Source organism: Micromonospora sp. NPDC047187, assembly GCF_040643355.1.
GTDB lineage: Bacteria > Actinomycetota > Actinomycetes > Mycobacteriales > Micromonosporaceae > Micromonospora > Micromonospora salmantinae.
Genome location: NZ_JBEYUF010000013.1, coordinates 148,254 through 166,644, shown reverse-complemented (window position 1 = coordinate 166,644; position 18,391 = coordinate 148,254). Strand labels below are relative to the sequence as shown.

The window sequence follows — 18,391 nt, the reverse complement described above, 5'->3', positions numbered from 1 at the left end:
GCGGCTCATGCCCGACTTCTTACCGAACCATGACGTGCCCGGTGACCGCTGACCGTTGACCGCCCGTTGGCCCGTACCGAGGGGAGACAGCACATCACCGGAGCCCTTTCCGGCTTTGAGGAGATTCCGATGAACCGCAGAAAGAACGGGACCGCACTGGTCCAGACCCGGCCGGCCCGAATCGCCATGGCCGCGCTCGTGCTGGCGGCCACCGGCGCGCTCACCGCCACCTTCGTCTCCAGTGGCGGCAAGGGCACCGCGGATGCCGCCACCAGCCTGGACCAGTTCGTGTCGATCGAGAACGTGCCGCCGAACGTGCGGAACCCGAGGCCGGCCGCCGGTGCGTCGACCGGCCGGTTCACCGTCGACTGCGGCACGAACGGCAACGGCAAGTTCAGCCCGGACAACCCGGTGGCCCAGCCCGGCATCCGCAACGGCGCCGAACACGTCCACGACTTCGTCGGCAACCTGGCCATCACCGCGAACTCCTCCGACGCCGATCTGGACGCCTCCGGCACCACCTGCCGCAACGGCGACAAGTCGTCCTACTTCTGGCCGGTGGTGCGAATCGACAAGACCGTTCGCAGCGGCAAGGGCGTCCAGCAGGCCCTCGCCCAGACCCAGCCGATGGTCGTCTGCCCCTCGGTCGGCAAACGGCTGCGGGCCGTCCCCACCGGGGCCCGCAGCACCGTCGACCGACTGCTGGCCGAGCTGGATCGCCAGCAGGCCGCCGCGAACCAGCGGATGACCGGCAGCCGGGGCCGCATCGACGCCGCCTTCAACCGGGAGGTCATCGACTCGCTGCGGGCCCGACGTGCCGCGATGATCAGGCAGATCAGCACCACGATCACTACCGCCGGCGGTAACCAGCCTGGCCTGGTCTCGCTTGTCGACTGTGATGTCAGCTACGACGACATGCACGCCCGGATGCCCGGCAGCGCCCACCGTTCGAGTGTGAAGGCGGCCCAGGCCGCGAATCCGCGGATCCAGTGCCCCGCCGTGCGGGACAGGGTGCCCGGCGTACCCGATCGGGCGCTCGCCGAGGTGAACCGCAACCTCGACGAACTCGACCGGCAGATCTCCGAAGCCAACGAACGCCTCGTCACCAGCCGTGGCCAGGGCGGCCCGGCCTTCGTCGACAACGCCATCCTCGGACCGCTACGCGCCAAGCGGGTCGCCGTGCTCGACCGGATCGCCACCGCGATCGGGCGGCAGGCCCCCCGCCCGCAGGGTCTCGAAGCGCTCGCCGGCTGCACACTGGACCAGGCCCCCAGCACCCCGGCGGCACCAAGCAGCGCACCCACCAGCGCCGCCGCACTGCCCGACCCGCAGGGGCCCAACTTTGAGCTGCCCGGCAACACCGGCGGCATCGTCCGCCCGGCGCAGGTGCTGATCGAATACCGCGGCAACCCCGTCAGCAAAGTGGTGCCGATGCCGAAGTTCCTGCGGGCCCTCACCGGTGACGCCAAGCCCACCAGCCGTGGCCCGGCCAACGCCCGTGCCACCTGGACCTGCTCGGGCTTCACCGACCGGCTCTCCGACAAGTACCCGATCTGCCCCGCCGGCAGCCAGGTGCAGCGCGTCCACGACTTCCCCGGCTGCTGGGACGGCAGGAACGTCGACAGCGACAACCACCGCAACCACGTCGCGTTCGCCGACAAGGCCACCGGCGGCTGCCCACAGGGCTTCCGGGCGATCCCGCAACTGCGGATCACAGTGGCCTACGACATCCCCCGCGACGTGCAGGTCAAAGGCCAGTACGCCCTCGACTCCTTCCCCGAGGAGAACCACAACCCCTTCTCCGACCACAACGACTTCGTCAACGTCAACTCCGCCCAGACGATGCAACGCATCGCCACCTGCATCAACAAGGGCAAGAACTGCTCCTGACGCCGGGGCCGCGTCGCTCGGGCGGGACGGGTCGCGGCCGGCTACCGGCCGCGACCCGGTGTGTCGCCATTACCGAGGGGACGATTCACTGGGAGCGATACCAGTGGGGCAAAATTCGATCCTCCCGATCGTTACACTCGCCGGAACACCGGCACCGCCGCAGACCTCGACCTGCGCCAATCCCCATCGAATGGAGACGCCTGTGACCCGCGACAAGGCGGCACCCCCCGGTATCGACCCCAACATTCCCAGCGTGGCCCGGGTCTATGACTTCTTCCTGGGCGGCAAGGACAACTTCGAGGTCGACCGGAAGGTTGCCGAGCACGCCCTGCGGATCACACCGGACGGGCCGGCAGCCGGCCAGGCGAACCGGGCCTTCCTGCGTCGAGTGATTCGCTTCCTCGTCAGCGAGGCGGGCATCGACCAGTTCCTCGACATCGGTTCGGGGCTGCCCACCCAGGGCAACGTGCACGAGGTCGCCACCGAGCAGAACCCAAAGGCTCAGGTGGTCTATGTGGACAATGACCCGATCGTCCTGACGCACGGGCGGGCCCTGCTCGCCGCGGAGGGCACCGCGACGGTGATCCAGGCGGACATCCGGGAGCCGGAGGCGATCCTCAACCACCCGGACGTACGCCGGTTCCTCGACTTCGACCGGCCGATCGGCTTGCTGCTCTTCGCGATCCTGCACCACCTCGGCGACGACGAGGACCCGAAGGCGGTGGCGGCCGCGTTGATCGACGCGCTGCCCTCCGGCAGCTACGTGGCGATCTCGCACTTCCGCGACCCGGGCGAGCGAGACCCGGAGGGCTCCCGCAAGGCCCGCGAGGTCGAGCGGGTCTTCAACGAGTCGCTGGGCACCGGCCGCTGGCGTACCGACGAGGAGATCCTCTCGTTCGCCGATGGCCTGACGGTGTTGGAGCCGGGGCTGGTGCCGCTGGCCGAGTGGCGCCCAGAGCCGGACGCACCGGCTACGGTGCAGACCGACACCTATCACACCTTTGTCGGGCTCCTCGCCCGCAAACCATAGGCGGCGTCTTGCGTTGAGGTCCGTCGGCGGGCGCGCGCCCGCCGACGGACGCGCCGCGTCGGGATCTGACCGTCCAGCCGCCCTCCTCAGCCTGGCGGCAGGAAGATGGCCCCGGCGCCAAGCGCCAGGGCCAGGCATCCCGATCCATCATCGCGGAGGCTGGACATCAGCTCCCGGAGTCCGGGAAGAGGTACAGGTCGAACCGCATCCCCTGGTTGTCAAGCTCCACCTGCTGGCTGCCGTAAAGGCTGGGCGGGCCAGCGTAGGTGCCGATGAGGTTGTACAGACCTGGGTCGACAACGAACTGGAAGGCACCATCGGGGCCAGTCACGACCTCGATCCCGGCCGGCTCCAGCCGAATTGTCGCCCCCTCCAACGGCAGCCAGGTGGTTGTGTCGAACGCTTGGCCCTGGAGGCTCCAGATGGCAGACACCGTGAAGCTTCCCTGCGTCATGGGGCTCAGCCGGCCGCGGCGGTCGACCGCCACCGCGTACACCGGTCGCTCACCCGTCACGCTGCCTACGTCGATCGTCACACTGGCCGTGCCGTCCGAGGCCGCTTGAACCTCGCCGTCCAGATGCGTGTTGTCGACGCTGTAGCGGAACTTGGTCACCCGAGTGTCGCCGTTCGCGGCGAACGTGATGGCAATCTGGCCACCTTCGGCGGCGCTGTCGCCGCCCGGGAAGCTGATTGCCGGCTGAAGAGGCGCCTTCGTCCCGGAGGGCCCTCGGACGGCCGCCGACGCAGGCGGTGCCACCAGCATCGAACCGGCGGCCAGTGCCAGCGACGCGGCCAATGCGGCAACACCACGGCGAGTGAGACGGGTGCGCGCATCCAACGTTGATCCGACGAACATTGCGGCCCCCGTATCATCAGTACGTCACAGCGCGCTCACCGTAGCCAGCAAGATGATCTACGTCAACATCTTTCAATGCCTCGCGAATGGACTGTCGTGCGGCATGCCGCTGCCAGTCTCGCGGGCTGATGAAACGTCGCTTCGGTGACCGGGCCACCTTCGTGGTGGAGGTGGGCGAGATCGTTCACGCCATGCGGGCGAGCGCGCCGCGGGTGCACCGACGTGACGTCGAGTGCCTACCGCGCGGGTTCCAGTACGACGACTGGGATCTGGCGGGTGGTCTTCCGCTCGTAGTCGGCGAAGCCTGGATACGCGGCCTTCTGCGCGCTCCAGATCCGTTCCCGTTCGTCCCCGGCGGCCACTCTGGCGACCAACTCGACCTTGTCCGTACCGATCTCCGCCTGGGCCTTGGGGTTAGCGAGCAGGTTGTAGTACCAGTCGGGATTGCTGGGCGCACCGCCCTTGGACGCGAACACGGCATAGCCGCCGTCCACCTTCTGGTACATCATCGGGTTCACGCGGGGCTGGCCGCTCTTGGCGCCCACCGTGTGCAACAGCAGCAGCGGAGCGCCAGCGAACTGACCGCCGACCTGCCCACCGTTGTCGCGAAACTCAGCGATGATTTTGTCGTTCCAGTCGCTCATGCCTTCTCCTCGCCTCCGCGCACCGGCTCCGTCGACACGATTCTGACAGTCCCAGGCGCCCACTGCTTGCTTGCGCAGGCCGCAGTCGCCGCGTGCGCCGACGTAGAGTCTCGGCCGTGGGTGAGGGTCGCTTCGAGCGCTATGACCGGTACGAGCGGTCACTTGTGGACGTACTCAACGCTCTCAACCTCACAGCGCCGCTGGCACCTTCCGGCGACGAGCGTAACGACCCGCGGGCCCGGCGGCACTGGCAAAGCAGCGTGGCCCTGATGATCATGCGAAAGGCGGTACCGCCGCAGCCCGAGGAGTTGTTCGAACCGCTGATGCTCGCGGCCGTCTACGAACCTGACCCAAGTCACACTCAACGACACATCAGACCAGCGCTCGCCGTCTTCGGCCGCCGGCGCGTCCAGACCAGGCTGCTCGAACATCTCCGAACGGGAACCGACTACGAGATCATCGGTGCGGCTGACGCCTGGTACTGCACGTACCTGCGCGTCACGGGCAGCGACACCGGGGACGATCCATGCACCGACCTGCGGCACGCCTTCCAGGAGACCGGCCTGCGCATATTCCTGGCCAACGACCACCCGGGAGTTCGCGGCCGCCTCATCACCCTGCTGAACCTTCGTGCCGAAGAAAACCCACCAGAGCTGCGCCAACTGGTCTCCGACGTGCTCCGCACGGTGTTCCCGTCCTAGACCCAGACGGCGAGGACGCCCCGGGGCCTGGCCGCGTGATCGGTCACGCAGAGCGCGCGGCCGGGGCGTCGCTACAGGTAAGAAACCTCGGGGACAGGGTGACCGCGCCTGCCTCAATCAGCCGCCACGCGGCCGCCACGTCGCACAGAGCACTGGCATCCATCCACGGAGAAATCGCCTCCCGCCACAGGGCGCGCAAAACCATGAACCGAGCCAGCTGCGGAATATTCTCGCTGATCTCCGACCTAGCCCACCCCTCCGGGTCTTGGGCTCCAAGCTCCTTGAACCTCTCCGCCAGCGATAAAGCAGAGTCGCGGACATCCGGCGGCAAAGTCGCCAACCACTCACCCCACGTCGACCAGGAAGTCACCGCCTGATCATGCCCTTGGCTCGTCCGTCAACCAACCCCAGCGCTCGATGCCCCCTGAATGCTGTCAACGGAGGGCGTGCTCGAAATCGACCGCCTCGGTGTGAATTCTCGGCGAGCAGGTCGGCTCGGGCTTGATGCGAGGTCAGACGGCCTGCTGGCGCGCTTCTCGGTTCGATTCGGCCGGCACGGTTGCTGTACTTAGCTGCTGTACTGCTGGCACGGCTTGGTCGGCCTCCCTGGTCCATCCGAGGAATCGGCGGTGCAGCACGCCCGCCGGCGTCCAGGGCATGTCCTCGGTTGCCTGAACGAGGTAGGACCCGAGGTAGAGAGCCAGCGACACGGGGGCATCCGCATACTCCGCCCGCAGCTCGCGCTTCCGGGTCGCGCACGGCCAGGGCAGGCCGCAGCCACCGCAGCTCCAGATCGGCATGACCAGGCCGTGGACGGTCACCGCACACCCGCCAGGAAGCGAGCGGTGATCGCCCGTGCCTGCCGGCCGGGCGCCCGTTCGACCTGCCAGCACGGATACGACGTGAGCCGTGCCCACCACGTCCGGCAGCCACTGCACATGCCGTCCCACCCTCGGACGTGGACCGCGATGATCGTTTTCTGCTGCCCGCTGCTCACTGCTCACCTTCCTGCGGCCAGTGGCCGCGACTGATCGGAATCCGGTGCCGGGCACGGCACGGCAGGTCGGCTCCGCAGCGGCAGATATGCCGCCAGTGTCGCCACGACCACACCGGCCGATGCCTGCGGGCGAGAGTCAGAGCGGTGGCCGAGAGGTACTCGTCATACGAGACGCGCCGCACGGACCCTCCCTCGTTCGAGCACGAGGACGGCCTCCTGCCCTCGAAGCTGAGAGACGCGGCGACCAGGCGATACCCGCACCGCCCGCCGCATCCCGTGAGCAAGAAGCTACGGTGGGTCGCGGAGCGGAATGGGTAAGGTTTCTACCCCTGGATCACGAGAGCAGACCGACCTTGATCGCAAGGTCACGGGCGTCGTCACGAGTGGAACGTGGACCGTCGAGCAGGTCCAAGGTGATCTGGCGGGCGTACCCGTTGAAGCGGATCGTTTCCGGGGCCGACTCGTACGCCTGCCGGAGGGTCATCACGGCCGCTTCCTTGTCGTCTTTGCCGTAGTGCGCCCGCGCGACCTCGATGAGATGGCGTGCCCGGCGCGGCCTCGACGGGATCGCTGCGTAGTCATGACGGCGTGCCTGCCGCACTGCCTCCCCGGACTTCTGCAACTCCACCGCCACGGTCACCGCGTGGGCGCCCATGATGATCCGTGAGAACGACGACTGCGGCTGATAAAAGCTCTGCGGCAGGCGCTGCGCCACCTGGTCGGCACGATCCCAGTACCGCCAGGCCCGGCCTTCCTCACCAGCACGGGCGGCAGTGTAGGCAGCCTCGAAGTTCAGTGCACCCCAGAGCGCCAGCAGGTTCATGTTCCCGTCGGCTGTACGCGGCTCCAGCGCCGACAGGAGGTCCAGGGTCACCGCCATCGCGGTGTCCCAGTCACCGGCATCCCGATGCACCTGGCACAGGAACCACCCCGCGCCCGCGACCGCCTCCGGGTCGCCGGACTCCTGCGCCGCCACCATCGCTCGGTCCGCAACCCGCCACAACAACTCCGCAGCGGGTTGATAGGCAAGGAACATCTGCGTCAAACCGAACGTCTCCGCCAACAGGGCCTGAGCCTGCCGACGCTCATCACCCTCGTACGCCAACGCGGCGCGTTGCACGTCGCGCAGCAGCCCCGGCAACAACCCGCCCAGCACCGTACGGTGATCCGACGCCTGATGGCGTGCCCGCCATGCCGCCACAAGCCGTTCCCTCAGGCTCGTCAACGACTCCGGGGAAGCCTCGTCCGAGATTGCGAAGCGGTTTACCGCGTCCCGGACCGAGGCCAGCGCCGGATGCTCCGGCCCGTTGACCACAGCAGACCGAGCGCTCAACTCCCCGACCAAGGCAGATACCTCGACCTTGAGGGCACGCGCGATGCGATCCAGCAGGTGAATGCGCGGCGGCAGGATGCGATCGGTCTCCACTGCCTTGACCCACTCGGCGCTGCGCCCTACCAACCCTCCGAGCACCGCACGGGTCTTCCCGGACCGCTCCCGGTAGACCTTCAACCGCTGCCCGAAAGTCAACTCCGGCAAGGAATCCATCCCGGACCTCCTCGTAGCGCGCGGCGCACCGTCGGCGCCCACGCCGCCGTGCCACCCAACGCTACCGGCCTGCCTGCCGCCTTAGAACCCCTCACATGCCGAACGCAACGGGGCTACCGGCACTTCAACACCGGACCCCAGCCGACTACCGTCGACCCGTGCTCGATCCCGCAACTGTCTTCGACGGCTCCGGCCCGCTGGAGGACCCGCTGACCGACGCGGTTCTGCGGACGGTGGAAGCGCAGCTTGGCTACCAGTTGCCCACCGCGTACGTCGACCTGGCCCGTCGACACAACGGCGGCTCGTTCGCCCGTGATGCCCACCCCGCACCCAGCCGAACCTCCTGGGCCGATGACCACGTTGGCGTTTACACGTTGGCATCGGTCGGTCGAACTGCCGGGTTCAGCCTTTGTGGCGAGATCGGCAGCGCTTTCTGGGTGGCGGAATGGGGCTACCCCGACATCGGCATCTACATCGCCGACTGCCCGTCGGCGGGTCACGACATGATCGCCCTCGACTACCGCTCGCCCGGTGAGCCCGCCGTAGTGCACGTCGACCAGGAGTGGAACTACCAGATCACGGTCCTCGCCCCCGACTTCGAGACCTTCGTGATGGGTCTGATCGACGAGTCCGAATACGACGTCGAGGACTGATCGCCGGTCCGCGTCGCTACAGCGGAGCCGGTCAGAGAGGTCAGACGGCTTGCTGACGCGCTTCTCGGCTCGGCTCAACTGGCACGCCGTCAACAGCGCCGCCGCACAGACCACACTCGACGACCTGCAACGCCGAATCGCAGGACCGGTCACGTAGACCAAAGTCGGCCACGTGGCAGTAGTACGCGTCCTGTTGGCCAGCTCGGGTACCAACCCCACGGGAACCGAGCGTTGAAAGAGCTACGCGACGACGTCCGGTCAACTGACCGCCGGCCACCGGCGCCCGCCTGTGACCGTGCGACAGTCGCAAACGCGTTTCTCCGATTGGCGTCCGCTGCGTAGCATCTCCGGCGATCAAGGGGGATGAACGGTGGGCGATTTCCAGCAGTTCGTGACGGATGTGACTTCGCGTCTGTCCACGATGTCCAGGGGTGAGTTGTACGCCGTCGGCGACGGTCTCGACCGGGACTCACTCTGGCTCGCCTTTCTCGACTCCTTCCCCGCCGGCACCAATCTGCGGTTCCGTGAGCGATCCGAGTACGACTGCTCGACCTGCCGCGGTTTCATCAAGCACTTCGGCAACGTCGTCGAGATCCACGACGGGCGGGTCCGTACCGTCTGGTCCGGGGTGTCGGCATCCGACCCGGTCTTCTCCGTCGTCGCCGCCGCTCTGGACGAGTTCGTTCTTTCGCTGCCGTTGTCCACCCTCTTCCGGTCCACTCAGGCGCAGTACGGGACGAAGACCACCCGAACGCTGCGCGACGGCCAGGTCGAGGTGTGGCACCACCTGCACGGCCGGGTGGAAGAGCGGCATCGCATCGAGGACGTCCGCGCGGCACAGGGCAACTTTGACGCCGCGGTGCAGGTCTTCCAGCGTGGCCTGGCCGAGCTGACCCGGCACGCTCTGGACACCGTCGTCGACCTCGTCGACGACAACGCCCTCTACCGCGGCGCGGAGCATCGCCGGGCGGTGACCGAGTTCCGCTCGCTGCAGAACTGGTGGACCCAGGCGACCGACCAACGTGCCTTCGTCTTCGCCAACGCCATGAACCCGGCGGCCCGGTTCCGCAACACGGTGATCGGCACCCTGGTCCAGGATCTCTCCGCGGGCGTCGACCTGGAGCAGGCGGTCCGGTCGTTCGAGGCGAAGGTGGCGCCGCAGAATTACCAGCGCCCCACGGCGTTGATCAGCCCGGGCATGGTCAAGGCCGCCATGAGGACCATTGCCGAGCTGGGCATCGAGGAGTCGTTGCAGCGACGGTTCGCCCAACTGTCCGACGTGTCGGTCACCAACGTGCTGTGGGTCGACAACGACACCCAGGCGCGGATGAAGGACGGCATCGAAGGGCTGCTCATGCAGGCGGCCACCATCCGGTCGTCAGGTGCGCTCCTTCGCGACGCCAAGCCGGAGGAGATTCCCGTGGTCTCCTTCATGAAGGACATCCTGCCCGGCGCCGCCACCATCGACCTGTGGGTCGCCAACACCTACGAGCCGCACCTCGTCAGCCTCACCACCGGCCAGCACCCGGCTGCTCCGCGGTTGTTCAAGTGGGACAACGACTTCGGCTGGTCGTACGGCGGCAACGTCACCGACTCGATCAGGGAGAAGGTCAAGCGGGCCGGCGGCAACGTCACCGGCAAGCTGCGGGTGAGCCTGTCCTGGTTCAACCACGACGACCTGGACCTGCACGTGTACGAACCCAACGGCGACCACATCTGGTACCAGGAGAAGCGCAACAAGCTGGACGTCGACATGAACGCCAGCGGGCCGCTCTCTCGCGAACCGGTGGAGAACGTCACCTGGACCGACCGTGTCCCCGACGGTGAGTACCGGATCGAGGTGAACCAGTACCGCAAGCGGGACAGCACTCAGGTCGGCTTCGTGATCGAGACCGAGAGCAACGGGAAGATCGAGCATTACAGCCACGAGCGCGCGGTCGGCCACAAGGAGACCGTCGAGGTGGGCCGGATGACGGTTGCCGGCGGGGTGATCACCGCTTTCCGGCCGGGTAAGGACGTGCATCCGGGCAGTGCGGGCAAGGAGTTGTGGGGCATCACCACCGAACAGTTCGTACCGGTGTCCACCATCATGTACTCGCCGAACTACTTCGATGACAACGAGGTCGGCAACCGGCACTACTTCTTCATCCTGAAGGGGTGCGTGAACGACCAGCCGACGCGGGGGATCTACAACGAGTTCCTCCGCAGCGACCTGCAACCGCACCGCAAGGTGTTCGAGGTTCTCGGCGACCGCACCAAGTGCGAGCCGTCTCCGGATCAGCTGTCCGGCCTCGGCTTCAGCTCCACGGTCCGCAGCTCTGTGGTCGCCAAGGTGACCATGACCGGCGGCCGGCGCCGCCTCATCAGCATCCAGTTCTGATTCCTTAACCAGATATTCCAGAGAGGCTGCCGTGACCATTTTCGAGAAGGCCACACGGGAGAAGTTCCGCTATCCGTCGGTCAAGGGACTGCTGACCACGGAACAGCTGTGGGAGCTTCCGCTGACCGCCAGGTCCGGCTTCAGCCTCGATGATGTGGCCAAGGCGGTCAACGCGGAGCTCAAGGCCGTCGACACCGAGTCGTTCGTGGCCACCGAGGCCAATCCGGCCAAGGCAACCTTGGAAATCAAGCTGGAGGTCGTCAAGCACGTCATCGCCGTCCGCCTCGCGGAGGACCAGGCGGCGAAGGCGGCGGCGGCCAAGAAGCTGGAAAAGGAGAAGCTGCTGGCGGTCCTGGGCCGCAAGCAGGACGCGGTCCTGGAAAACCTCACCGAGGCAGACCTACTGGCCCGAATCAACAACCTGTAGCCCGCCGACAATCAGCGTCTGCCAGCAGGCCCGCACATCGCCGCCCAAAACTCGTCGGCGTCGTCGCCGTGCTGCTTACTTGCCAGCCGAGGCCGGCAGAAGCTGGATCCCCACTATGCGACGCCGGGGGTGGAGACACCGCTCCGAACCGCCTCGATGAAGCCATCAGGCGGCAGGTAGCGATGCTCTTCAACATAGTGGCCGATCAGCGCCGGTGCAGCGAAGTTCGTCCCGTCCGCTCCGGTGAGCCAGATCTCGCCGTTCCCGCGCGCAACATCGGGAGCTTCGTAGAGCCGAATGTCGGCCCGAATCACGCGCGGAGGCTCGACCGCCGCCTGGCAGAACTGGCAGTAGTGGTATCCACGCATGAGCCGTACTGGTCTGGCGCCGAGGCTCACCAACCGATCTCGAACGTCTCGCGGGCAGGCTCCTGTAGTGAAGGGCATGCTCGAATCCAGCCAACCAATGGCAATGGCGCCCGGGGAGCCCGGGTAGTAGTCATAGGGCGCCAGGTCCGGGATGTGCGTCACGCGTCGATCATCGCAGTCAGGGACGGGCACTCACCCCAGACGAGGGCATCGTCATGTCGCAGCTCGGCTCACATCCCCAGCCGATCGACGAGGTGATCGCCGGGCGGGTCGGCGGCCAGGACGTGGTGATCGGGGCGTATCAGGGCGGCACTCTGATGCTGTGGACGCCTCGGCCACGTCCGCCGGGGCCGGTTACTCAACGGGGCTGAGTCGGACGGTGGCGAAGGCCATCCCGCGATCGCGCAGCAGCCGACCATTCGGCCCCACCTGGCGACCCACCCGCCCACTTAACTGGAGCCGCCTCCGTGACTGCCGGTGCTTAAGGACCCCTCGGCGCATCCATGGCCTCCGACGTGAGGAGACACAAGCCGTGGTGCCGACTATTTTCAACAGTTGATCCAGCGCGCTGGGCGCAGTCGGGAGCCGTTGATCGAGCCTACGACGAGGCCGTTATCGGCGATCCCCCAGCCGAAGGGGTCTTGGACACCGGGGATGGCGCCGCCCAGGGCGACGAGCCGGTCGCCGTGGTCGACGGCTCGGTCGCCGAGCACTGTGCCCCGACTGTTGACGTCCTGCGTCGATACCAGCGCCGGGTTCACAGCGGATGCCACGTTAGTCCGCAGGTCCCAGCGCACCAGGGTGCTGTCCCCGTCCTCACTGCCGGTGCCGATGCGACCAACTGCCCAGGTCCCCTGGGCCGCGGAGATCCCCGACCACCGGGCCCCGGGGGCGGTGAGCCGGTCCGTCCTCGCGTCGGGATGGCGTACCCAGCCGAAGCTGCCGGCGGTGCCGATGATAGTGCCGTCGTCGAGGATCTCCCTCGCGCTAGCGTTGGACGGGGCGTCGATCACCTCGACGGTGCCCGGCCGGTCGGCGGGCCAGAGCAGCGGCAGGGACGTCTCGGTCTGCTCAACGGCGCCCTGGCCAACGATGTCGCCGCGTGAGTTGATCCCCAGCGCCAAGGTGTTGGAGACCGTCGGCAGGACGGGTAACCACTCCAGGCGCCCGTTGCGGTAGCGCCAGGGGCGGTAGACGTTGTCGACGAAGGCATTGCCGACGGCAACGCCGTACCGATTGATGCTCTCGACTTGCCCCGGCGCTCCTATGGTGACGACGGTGAGGCGGGGTTCGTCCCCCACCCCAGGCCCGGGTCGGCGCGGCGGCCCGGCCCAGAGCAGCAGTAGCGGCTGCGAATCTTCGTCATCGATTCGGTAGCCGATACCGGCGATGAACCGACCAGTCGGGTCGACCGCCAGAGCTCGACCATTCATGTCCGCTGGTAAGTGCAGTGGTCGGAGCGCGCAGACCGGGACGGGCCGGTGCTTCGGCTCGGCCGTGGCAACGCCGGGCAGGCCCAGCGTTGCGGTGAGGGCGCCAGCGGTCAGACTGACCAAGAAGCCATCCCGAACAGTCCGGGTCATCTCTACTCCCAGTGAAGTGCGGTGGTGGTGTGCTTACCGAAGCACGTCGATGTCACCATCGGAAGTGCTGCCTACGGCTGGGCGGCGCCGATTTCCGACACCGCACAGCCCCGATGGTGCGGAAGCCGCCGTTGCATCGGGCTGTCGAGGTGGTGAGTCCGCATCGGGGCGCAGGATGACGCCGCGGCCACCGTCATCGCCGATCTCGCCGCGGAGAACGACGCCCTGCGCCGTCAGGCCACCGAAACAGCGTCGCGGACGATCGCCCCGCTACGGCGACTGCAGGCCAGCGCAACCTTCGCGGGCTGGGGCGGCCTACGCGACCTCGCAATGGGGACTGGCGAGTGGGCGGACCACCGGACCGGCGGCCATCAGTCAGCCCGTGAGCCACGGCGCGGGGACACCCGCTCGTGAGGGTGGGCGCCGGTAGCGGTAGGACTTCTCCAGCCAGCAGGCCCGATCGGGACCGCACCCGGGTCACTCAACCGGGCAGGTCCATGGCGGCCCGAATCGAGAAGCAGCCGTGCTGCTGCCAATGTGAGGGCATATACCGCAAAGCCCGTTACCGATGACTCCGGTAACGGGCTTCTGACCTGCGCAATCTGAGAGTGGGCGATGCTGGTATCGAACCAGCGACCTCTTCGGTGTGAACGAAGCGCTCTCCCACTGAGCTAATCGCCCTCAGCGCCACTGACTCTACCCGATCGTGGAACCGGACCGGAAATCCGGGGTCAGTGGGTCGCGAGGTAGTGCATTGCCGCGGCTACCACGTCGATGCCGAGGCTGTACTTGAGGGACAGCCAGACCACCGTGGCCACGAAGACCAGGCCGACGGAGCCGAGCACGATTCGCACCAGCAGCGACTGTTTCGTTACCCAGCGTGTCCATCCGTGGACGTGGCGGCGGGTGAAGCCGAGCAGCCGGCGCGCCCAGTGGTATTCGACGGCCCAGATGCCCAGGCCGGCGATCACCAGCAGCCATCCCGGCCCGGGGAGCGGGATGAGGGCGATGCCGATGGTCACCACCAGCGCACCGGCGATGGTGATGAAGATCTTGAGTGCGATCCGGCCGGTGGGGTTGGCGCGGATGAGGTCGAGGGTCAGCGAGATCCGCTCACGCCAGCGGGGCCGACGCGGCCGCTCCTGCACGGCGACTCCGCCACCACGGCCGGCGTCGACGCCGGCACGGCCACCAACACCGGTGCCGCCACCACGACCAACGGCGGCGTCGCCACCACGACCGGCGCCATCATCACCGGGACGACCGGCGTCGGACGCCGGCCGACCGGCCCGTTCGGGCTGTTCCATCGGCACTCCGTACCCCCGCTTTTCGGCTGCTCGGACCGCGACTTTCGGCGGGCCGGGCGCCGCCGCCGGCTCCACTGAGGATTGCTTCGTCACCATTTCACCCCCCAGTGTCGCTCGGGCCCGTCACTGCAACGGCCGACTGGACGTTACCGGAGTAAGTCGACGACTGAGCCACCCGATACCGGGCGGGATCACGCACTGGGCAGAACCGGAAATCCTACATGAATGCTCACATTCACGCGGCCTTTCCGTCCCCCTTCCCACCACTGGGTGAAGTCAGCGTATGGCGGAGCGTAGCCAGGAGTAGCACCTGAGTATGGGAAAAGCGGGACACGCGCGTTCCGCAGCGGTGCCGGGGGGAGAACGTCCATGAGTGTCATCCGACCGACGACCGTAGAGGTCGAGACGTCGCTAAGGCTCGTCGCACCTGACGCCACCGCCTTGCCGGTGCGTGCCAGTCTGCGTTACGACCCTGCTGACCCGTATGCGGTCCATGTCCTGTTCCATGCCGAATCGGCAGGGGGCGAGGCGGTGAGTTGGTCGTTCGCTCGCGAACTTCTGGTCACCGGCCTGGACGAGCCGGCCGGCATTGGGGATGTACGGGTCTGGCCCTGGGCCACACCGCGCGGCGACTTCGTCGCGCTGGCCCTCTCGTCACCGGACGGCAACGCCCTCTTCGAGGTGCCGCGCAGCGTCCTGGTGCGTTTCCTTCGACGGACCTACGTCGTCGTCCCGCGCGGCCGTGAGGCCGAGCACCTGGACGTCGACACGGCGGTGAACCGGCTGCTCGCCGGTCGCTGACCGCCCGAACCTGCAACACCGGCCATACCGGGGCCGCGCGGATCTGCCGAGTCCGCGCGGCCCCGGCACACACCCAGGGAGTACGCGGGCAGCGTTCCTGGGTCAGCCGGTGCTCAGCCGTGCGTGGTGATGCCGCCGTCGACGGGAATGACCGCCCCGGTGAGGTACGCGCCGGCGCGCGACGAGAGGTAGATGGCAGTGCCGGCCATGTCCTCGGGGCGCCCGATGCGGCCCAGCGGCACCTGCTGCTCGATGGCGGCCCGGCTCGCCGGGTCGTCGAGCGCGAACGCCATCATCTTGCTCTCGAACGGGCCGGGCGCGATCGCGTTGACGGTGATCTGCTCACCGGCGAGCTGGTGGGCGAGGCTGCGGGTGAGCATGTGCACGGCCGCCTTGGTGGCCGAGTACGCGTACACCTCCATCATCGGCACCCGGATGCCGTCGATCGACCCGATGTTGATCACGCGGGCCGGGTCGTCGGCGCTGGCGGCGGCGCGCAGCGCCGGCAGCAGCGCGGTGGTGAGCCGGAAGACGGCCTTGACGTTCACCGCCCAGAGCTTGTCGAACGCGGCCTCGGGGTAGTCCTCCAGCGGTGCGCCCCACGTCGCGCCGGCGTTGTTGACCAGCACGTCGAGGTGGCCGAAGCGCTCGCGTACGGCGGCGGCCAGCGACTCGGCGCCGGCGTCGTCGCTGAGGTCGGCGGGGATTGCCTCGCAGCGCCCCTCGGCGGACAGGGTGGTGGCGACCGCCTCGCAGACGTCCGCCTTGCGGGAGGAGATGATCACGTGTGCGCCGGCCCGGACGAAGCCCTGGGCGATCATCAGCCCGATCCCCCGCGAGCCGCCGGTGACCAGAACCGTCTTACCTTCGACCGAGAACAGCTGCGTCATGCCCATCCCATCGCGAGTCGGCGGGTGCCGCCGGCCGGTCGGGTGGCCGGCGGATACCGGTGGATCGCCGACCGACGGCGCTACCGCCGGGTAACGTAGCCCGGCCGTCGGGACCGGGACAAGCCCACAGCTTGCCGCGGATTCCCGCTGCGAACGTCGATCGGGATGCGGTGACCTGCGGTTCGGGCTACCGTCGCAGGCGATGGTCTCCACCGATCCCTCCCCCGCGCCATCGATCGGAACGGCGTCTCCCGTCACCGACGAGATAGCCACGTTCGCGCTGGCCGATCTTGCCGGCGCCCCGGGCTGGCGTCGGCCGGTGATCGTCGAGCGCGAGCTGTTGATTCTCACCACGCGTGGGCACGGCGACGCGGAACTCGACTTTCATCTGCTGCCGTGCCGGCCCGGCACACTGCTGCGGGTCCGCCCCGGCCAGGTGCTGCGCTGCGCCGGCCCCCAGTTCGACGCCACAGTGGTCGCCTGGGATGCCGAGACGCTGCGCGGCTTCGACGTCGACCTGACCACGACAGCGACCTGGCGGCAGTTGGCCGGTGAGGACGAGGACGCGGTGATCAGCGAGGTGAGCCAGTTGGCGGTGGACTGCCGGCGGCACCCCGACGGCCCCACCGCCCGCGCGCTGCTCCGGCATCAACTGGCAGTGCTGCTGCTGCGGCTTGCCGTGGCCCACGACGACCGGTCACCGGCCCGCCCCGAGGACGAGACGTTCCACCGGTTCCGCCGCGAGGTGGAACACGGCTACCCGTACACCCGGCGGGTGGAGGACTACGCGGTCGAGCTCGGCTGCTCGGTACGGACCCTGACCCGGGCCTGCCTGGCCGTCACCGGTCGCAGCGCCAAACAGGTCATCGACGAGCGGGTCGCGCTGCAGGCCGGCCGGTTACTGGCCGCGACGGATCAGCCGATCGCCCAGATCGGCCGGCGGCTCGGCTTCTCCGAACCCACGAACTTCGGGCGCTTCTTCACCCGCGAGGTCGGCGTCAGCCCCGGCGCATTCCGGGCCGCCCGGGATCAACCGGTGGCCGGCCGGGTGGTCCGACCTCGACCGCCGGCCGAGTCGACGGGCGTCAACGGCGGCTGGTTCCGCCCCGGCACCCCGGGCGAACCCGCAAACGGCGGGCACGCCACGAGACCCGGGCCGCCCACCGGAGGGCCGGGCGGCACCGGGCGGGCATGATGGCACTGTGCAGATCTCCGCGCGCGGCGACTACGCGGTACGGGCGGCGTTGAGCCTCGCCACCGCGTACCCCTCGCTGCTGTCCACCCAGGCCATCGCCGCGGAGCAGGACATGCCCCGCAAGTTCCTGGAGGCGGTCCTGGCGGATCTGCGCCGGGCCGGCGTTGTCCGCGCCCAGCGCGGCGCCGAGGGCGGCTACACACTGGCCCGTCCACCACGCGAGGTGACCGTCGGCGCGGTGCTGCGCGCCGTCGAGGGCCCACTGGCCGGGGTACGCGGGCTGCGCCCCGAGGAGACCCGGTACGAGGGCTCGGCGGAGAACCTGCCCGGCCTGTGGGTGGCGGTGCGCGCCGCCGTGCGGCGGGTCGTCGACGAGGTGAGCCTCGCCGAGATCGTCAGCGGTCGACTGCCCGCGCACGTCCGCAAGCTCACCGCGCTGCCCGACGCGTGGGAGCCGCGCTGACCTCGGGTCGGCTCACAGCGTCCACACCACCTCCTCGGTGTTGAGCCGGGGCAGCCGCCGCTCCCAGGCGTCCGGGCCGGGCGGCCCAGGTTGAGCATCAGCAGCGCCTCGTGCCGGCTACCGGGGACGAACTCGCGGGTCAACCCGCCGCGTCGAACCCGGCCATCGGGCCGGCGGCCAGCCCGGCGGCGCGTACGCCCACCAGCAGGTGACCGATCTGGAGGGTCGCGCTGAAGCGGGCCTGCCCGGCGCGGGACGGACTGTCGCTCAGCCAGTGGCGGACCTGCGTGTGGTCGCCGGCCGGGAGCGCCCCGACCAGTGTTTACCGTGCCGCAGCACCTATCTGGTGGATAGAGATTGCGGTGCCCGGTGGACGACCGTCCAGGGCGGACAGCGAGAGGGTTTCAAAAGTTGTCGGTTCGGGCATCTTCGATCTCGACACGGCAGGGAACGGTGACGAGGGGAGACCTCCGATGGGCCTCATGTTTCGCAAGCGCAAGAAGTACGGTCCGATCATCCTGAACTTCACCGAGAACGGCTTCTCCTCGTGGAGCATCAAGATCGGTCGCTGGTCCTGGAACTCCAAGGCCCGTGCGCACCGGGTCGACCTGCCGGGTCCGCTGAGCTGGAAGCAGGACAAGTCCCGGTCGTAAGCATCCC

Annotated in this window: 19 protein-coding genes and 1 tRNA gene; 10 read left to right on the top strand and 10 right to left on the bottom strand. The window is 68.3% G+C overall.

The genetic code is table 11. From position 1 onward, the window contains the following. Positions 1–129 precede the first annotated feature (129 nt). Both ABZ794_RS21345 and ABZ794_RS21340 read left to right on the top strand, forming a co-directional pair. Positions 130–1,890 carry a DUF1996 domain-containing protein gene (locus tag ABZ794_RS21345; protein WP_210785553.1) on the top strand — a complete coding sequence of 587 codons (1,761 nt, stop codon included), beginning with the start codon at positions 130–132 and terminating at the stop codon, positions 1,888–1,890. 202 nt (positions 1,891–2,092) lie between these two features. Further along, positions 2,093–2,920: an SAM-dependent methyltransferase gene (locus ABZ794_RS21340; RefSeq protein ID WP_210785552.1), complete on the top strand. Its 828-nt coding sequence runs from the start codon at positions 2,093–2,095 to the stop codon at positions 2,918–2,920. Positions 2,921–3,086: 166 nt separating this feature from the next. Here the strand turns inward: ABZ794_RS21340 and ABZ794_RS21335 are convergent, their stop codons facing one another. Beyond that, positions 3,087–3,776 (bottom strand): hypothetical protein, encoded by a 690-nt coding sequence (locus ABZ794_RS21335; protein WP_210785551.1) that lies wholly within the window; start codon positions 3,774–3,776, stop codon positions 3,087–3,089. 236 nt (positions 3,777–4,012) lie between these two features. Next, the gene (locus ABZ794_RS21330) at positions 4,013–4,420 is read right to left on the bottom strand and encodes a nitroreductase family deazaflavin-dependent oxidoreductase (RefSeq protein WP_210785550.1); all 408 of its coding nucleotides are present in this window, start codon (positions 4,418–4,420) and stop codon (positions 4,013–4,015) included. 116 nt (positions 4,421–4,536) lie between these two features. On the opposite strand from ABZ794_RS21330, the gene ABZ794_RS21325 reads away from it, so the two are divergent. Further along, positions 4,537–5,121, top strand: coding sequence for a hypothetical protein (locus ABZ794_RS21325; protein ID WP_210785549.1), 585 nt, complete (start codon positions 4,537–4,539; stop codon positions 5,119–5,121). Positions 5,122–5,633: 512 nt separating this feature from the next. On the opposite strand, the gene ABZ794_RS21320 is transcribed toward ABZ794_RS21325, so the two are convergent. From ABZ794_RS21320 to ABZ794_RS21310, 3 genes are all read right to left on the bottom strand, one after another. Then, positions 5,634–5,942 (bottom strand): hypothetical protein, encoded by a 309-nt coding sequence (locus ABZ794_RS21320; RefSeq protein WP_210785548.1) that lies wholly within the window; start codon positions 5,940–5,942, stop codon positions 5,634–5,636. Then, entirely contained in the window at positions 5,939–6,118 is a 180-nt protein-coding gene (locus ABZ794_RS21315; protein WP_357517113.1) for a hypothetical protein, read from the bottom strand. The genes ABZ794_RS21320 and ABZ794_RS21315 overlap by 4 nt, the downstream gene beginning before the upstream one ends. A 334-nt stretch (positions 6,119–6,452) precedes the next feature. After that, positions 6,453–7,664 carry a helix-turn-helix transcriptional regulator gene (locus ABZ794_RS21310; protein WP_357517111.1) on the bottom strand — a complete coding sequence of 404 codons (1,212 nt, stop codon included), beginning with the start codon at positions 7,662–7,664 and terminating at the stop codon, positions 6,453–6,455. 158 nt (positions 7,665–7,822) lie between these two features. On the opposite strand from ABZ794_RS21310, the gene ABZ794_RS21305 reads away from it, so the two are divergent. The 3 genes from ABZ794_RS21305 to ABZ794_RS21295 all read left to right on the top strand — a co-directional run bounded on the left by ABZ794_RS21305 (position 7,823) and on the right by ABZ794_RS21295 (position 11,124). Further along, complete coding sequence (locus ABZ794_RS21305; protein WP_357517109.1) at positions 7,823–8,317, top strand: SMI1/KNR4 family protein; 495 nt, start codon at positions 7,823–7,825, stop codon at positions 8,315–8,317. A gap of 370 nt (positions 8,318–8,687) precedes the next feature. After that, positions 8,688–10,697, top strand: coding sequence for a hypothetical protein (locus ABZ794_RS21300; RefSeq protein WP_357517107.1), 2,010 nt, complete (start codon positions 8,688–8,690; stop codon positions 10,695–10,697). A 31-nt stretch (positions 10,698–10,728) separates the two neighbouring features. Then, positions 10,729–11,124: a hypothetical protein gene (locus tag ABZ794_RS21295; RefSeq protein ID WP_210785544.1), complete on the top strand. Its 396-nt coding sequence runs from the start codon at positions 10,729–10,731 to the stop codon at positions 11,122–11,124. A gap of 113 nt (positions 11,125–11,237) precedes the next feature. Here ABZ794_RS21295 and ABZ794_RS21290 read toward each other — a convergent pair whose 3' ends face one another. The 4 genes from ABZ794_RS21290 to ABZ794_RS21275 form a co-directional block, all read right to left on the bottom strand. Further along, the gene (locus tag ABZ794_RS21290) at positions 11,238–11,654 is read right to left on the bottom strand and encodes a hypothetical protein (protein WP_357517105.1); all 417 of its coding nucleotides are present in this window, start codon (positions 11,652–11,654) and stop codon (positions 11,238–11,240) included. A 386-nt stretch (positions 11,655–12,040) separates the two neighbouring features. Next, the gene (locus ABZ794_RS21285; protein WP_357517103.1) at positions 12,041–12,925 is read right to left on the bottom strand and encodes a hypothetical protein; all 885 of its coding nucleotides are present in this window, start codon (positions 12,923–12,925) and stop codon (positions 12,041–12,043) included. A gap of 759 nt (positions 12,926–13,684) precedes the next feature. Further along, a tRNA-Val gene (locus ABZ794_RS21280) sits at positions 13,685–13,756 on the bottom strand. Positions 13,757–13,806: 50 nt separating this feature from the next. Beyond that, on the bottom strand, positions 13,807–14,478 hold the full coding sequence (locus ABZ794_RS21275; protein ID WP_210785541.1) for a PGPGW domain-containing protein: 672 nt from the start codon (positions 14,476–14,478) through the stop codon (positions 13,807–13,809). A gap of 273 nt (positions 14,479–14,751) precedes the next feature. Between ABZ794_RS21275 and ABZ794_RS21270 the strand changes: the two genes are divergently transcribed. After that, positions 14,752–15,183 carry an SsgA family sporulation/cell division regulator gene (locus ABZ794_RS21270; RefSeq protein ID WP_007457244.1) on the top strand — a complete coding sequence of 144 codons (432 nt, stop codon included), beginning with the start codon at positions 14,752–14,754 and terminating at the stop codon, positions 15,181–15,183. Positions 15,184–15,296: 113 nt separating this feature from the next. Here ABZ794_RS21270 and ABZ794_RS21265 read toward each other — a convergent pair whose 3' ends face one another. Then, entirely contained in the window at positions 15,297–16,073 is a 777-nt protein-coding gene (locus tag ABZ794_RS21265) for a glucose 1-dehydrogenase (RefSeq protein WP_210785540.1), read from the bottom strand. Between the two features lie 202 nt (positions 16,074–16,275). Here ABZ794_RS21265 and ABZ794_RS21260 point away from each other — a divergent pair, with 202 nt between their 5' ends. From ABZ794_RS21260 to ABZ794_RS21250, 3 genes are all read left to right on the top strand, one after another. Next, positions 16,276–17,268: an AraC family transcriptional regulator gene (locus ABZ794_RS21260; RefSeq protein ID WP_357517100.1), complete on the top strand. Its 993-nt coding sequence runs from the start codon at positions 16,276–16,278 to the stop codon at positions 17,266–17,268. Positions 17,269–17,275: 7 nt separating this feature from the next. Next, positions 17,276–17,731, top strand: a complete 456-nt coding sequence (locus tag ABZ794_RS21255; RefSeq protein WP_210785538.1) for an Rrf2 family transcriptional regulator — start codon at positions 17,276–17,278, stop codon at positions 17,729–17,731. A 473-nt stretch (positions 17,732–18,204) separates the two neighbouring features. After that, the gene (locus ABZ794_RS21250) at positions 18,205–18,384 is read left to right on the top strand and encodes a DUF4236 domain-containing protein (RefSeq protein WP_030333600.1); all 180 of its coding nucleotides are present in this window, start codon (positions 18,205–18,207) and stop codon (positions 18,382–18,384) included. Positions 18,385–18,391 lie beyond the last annotated feature (7 nt).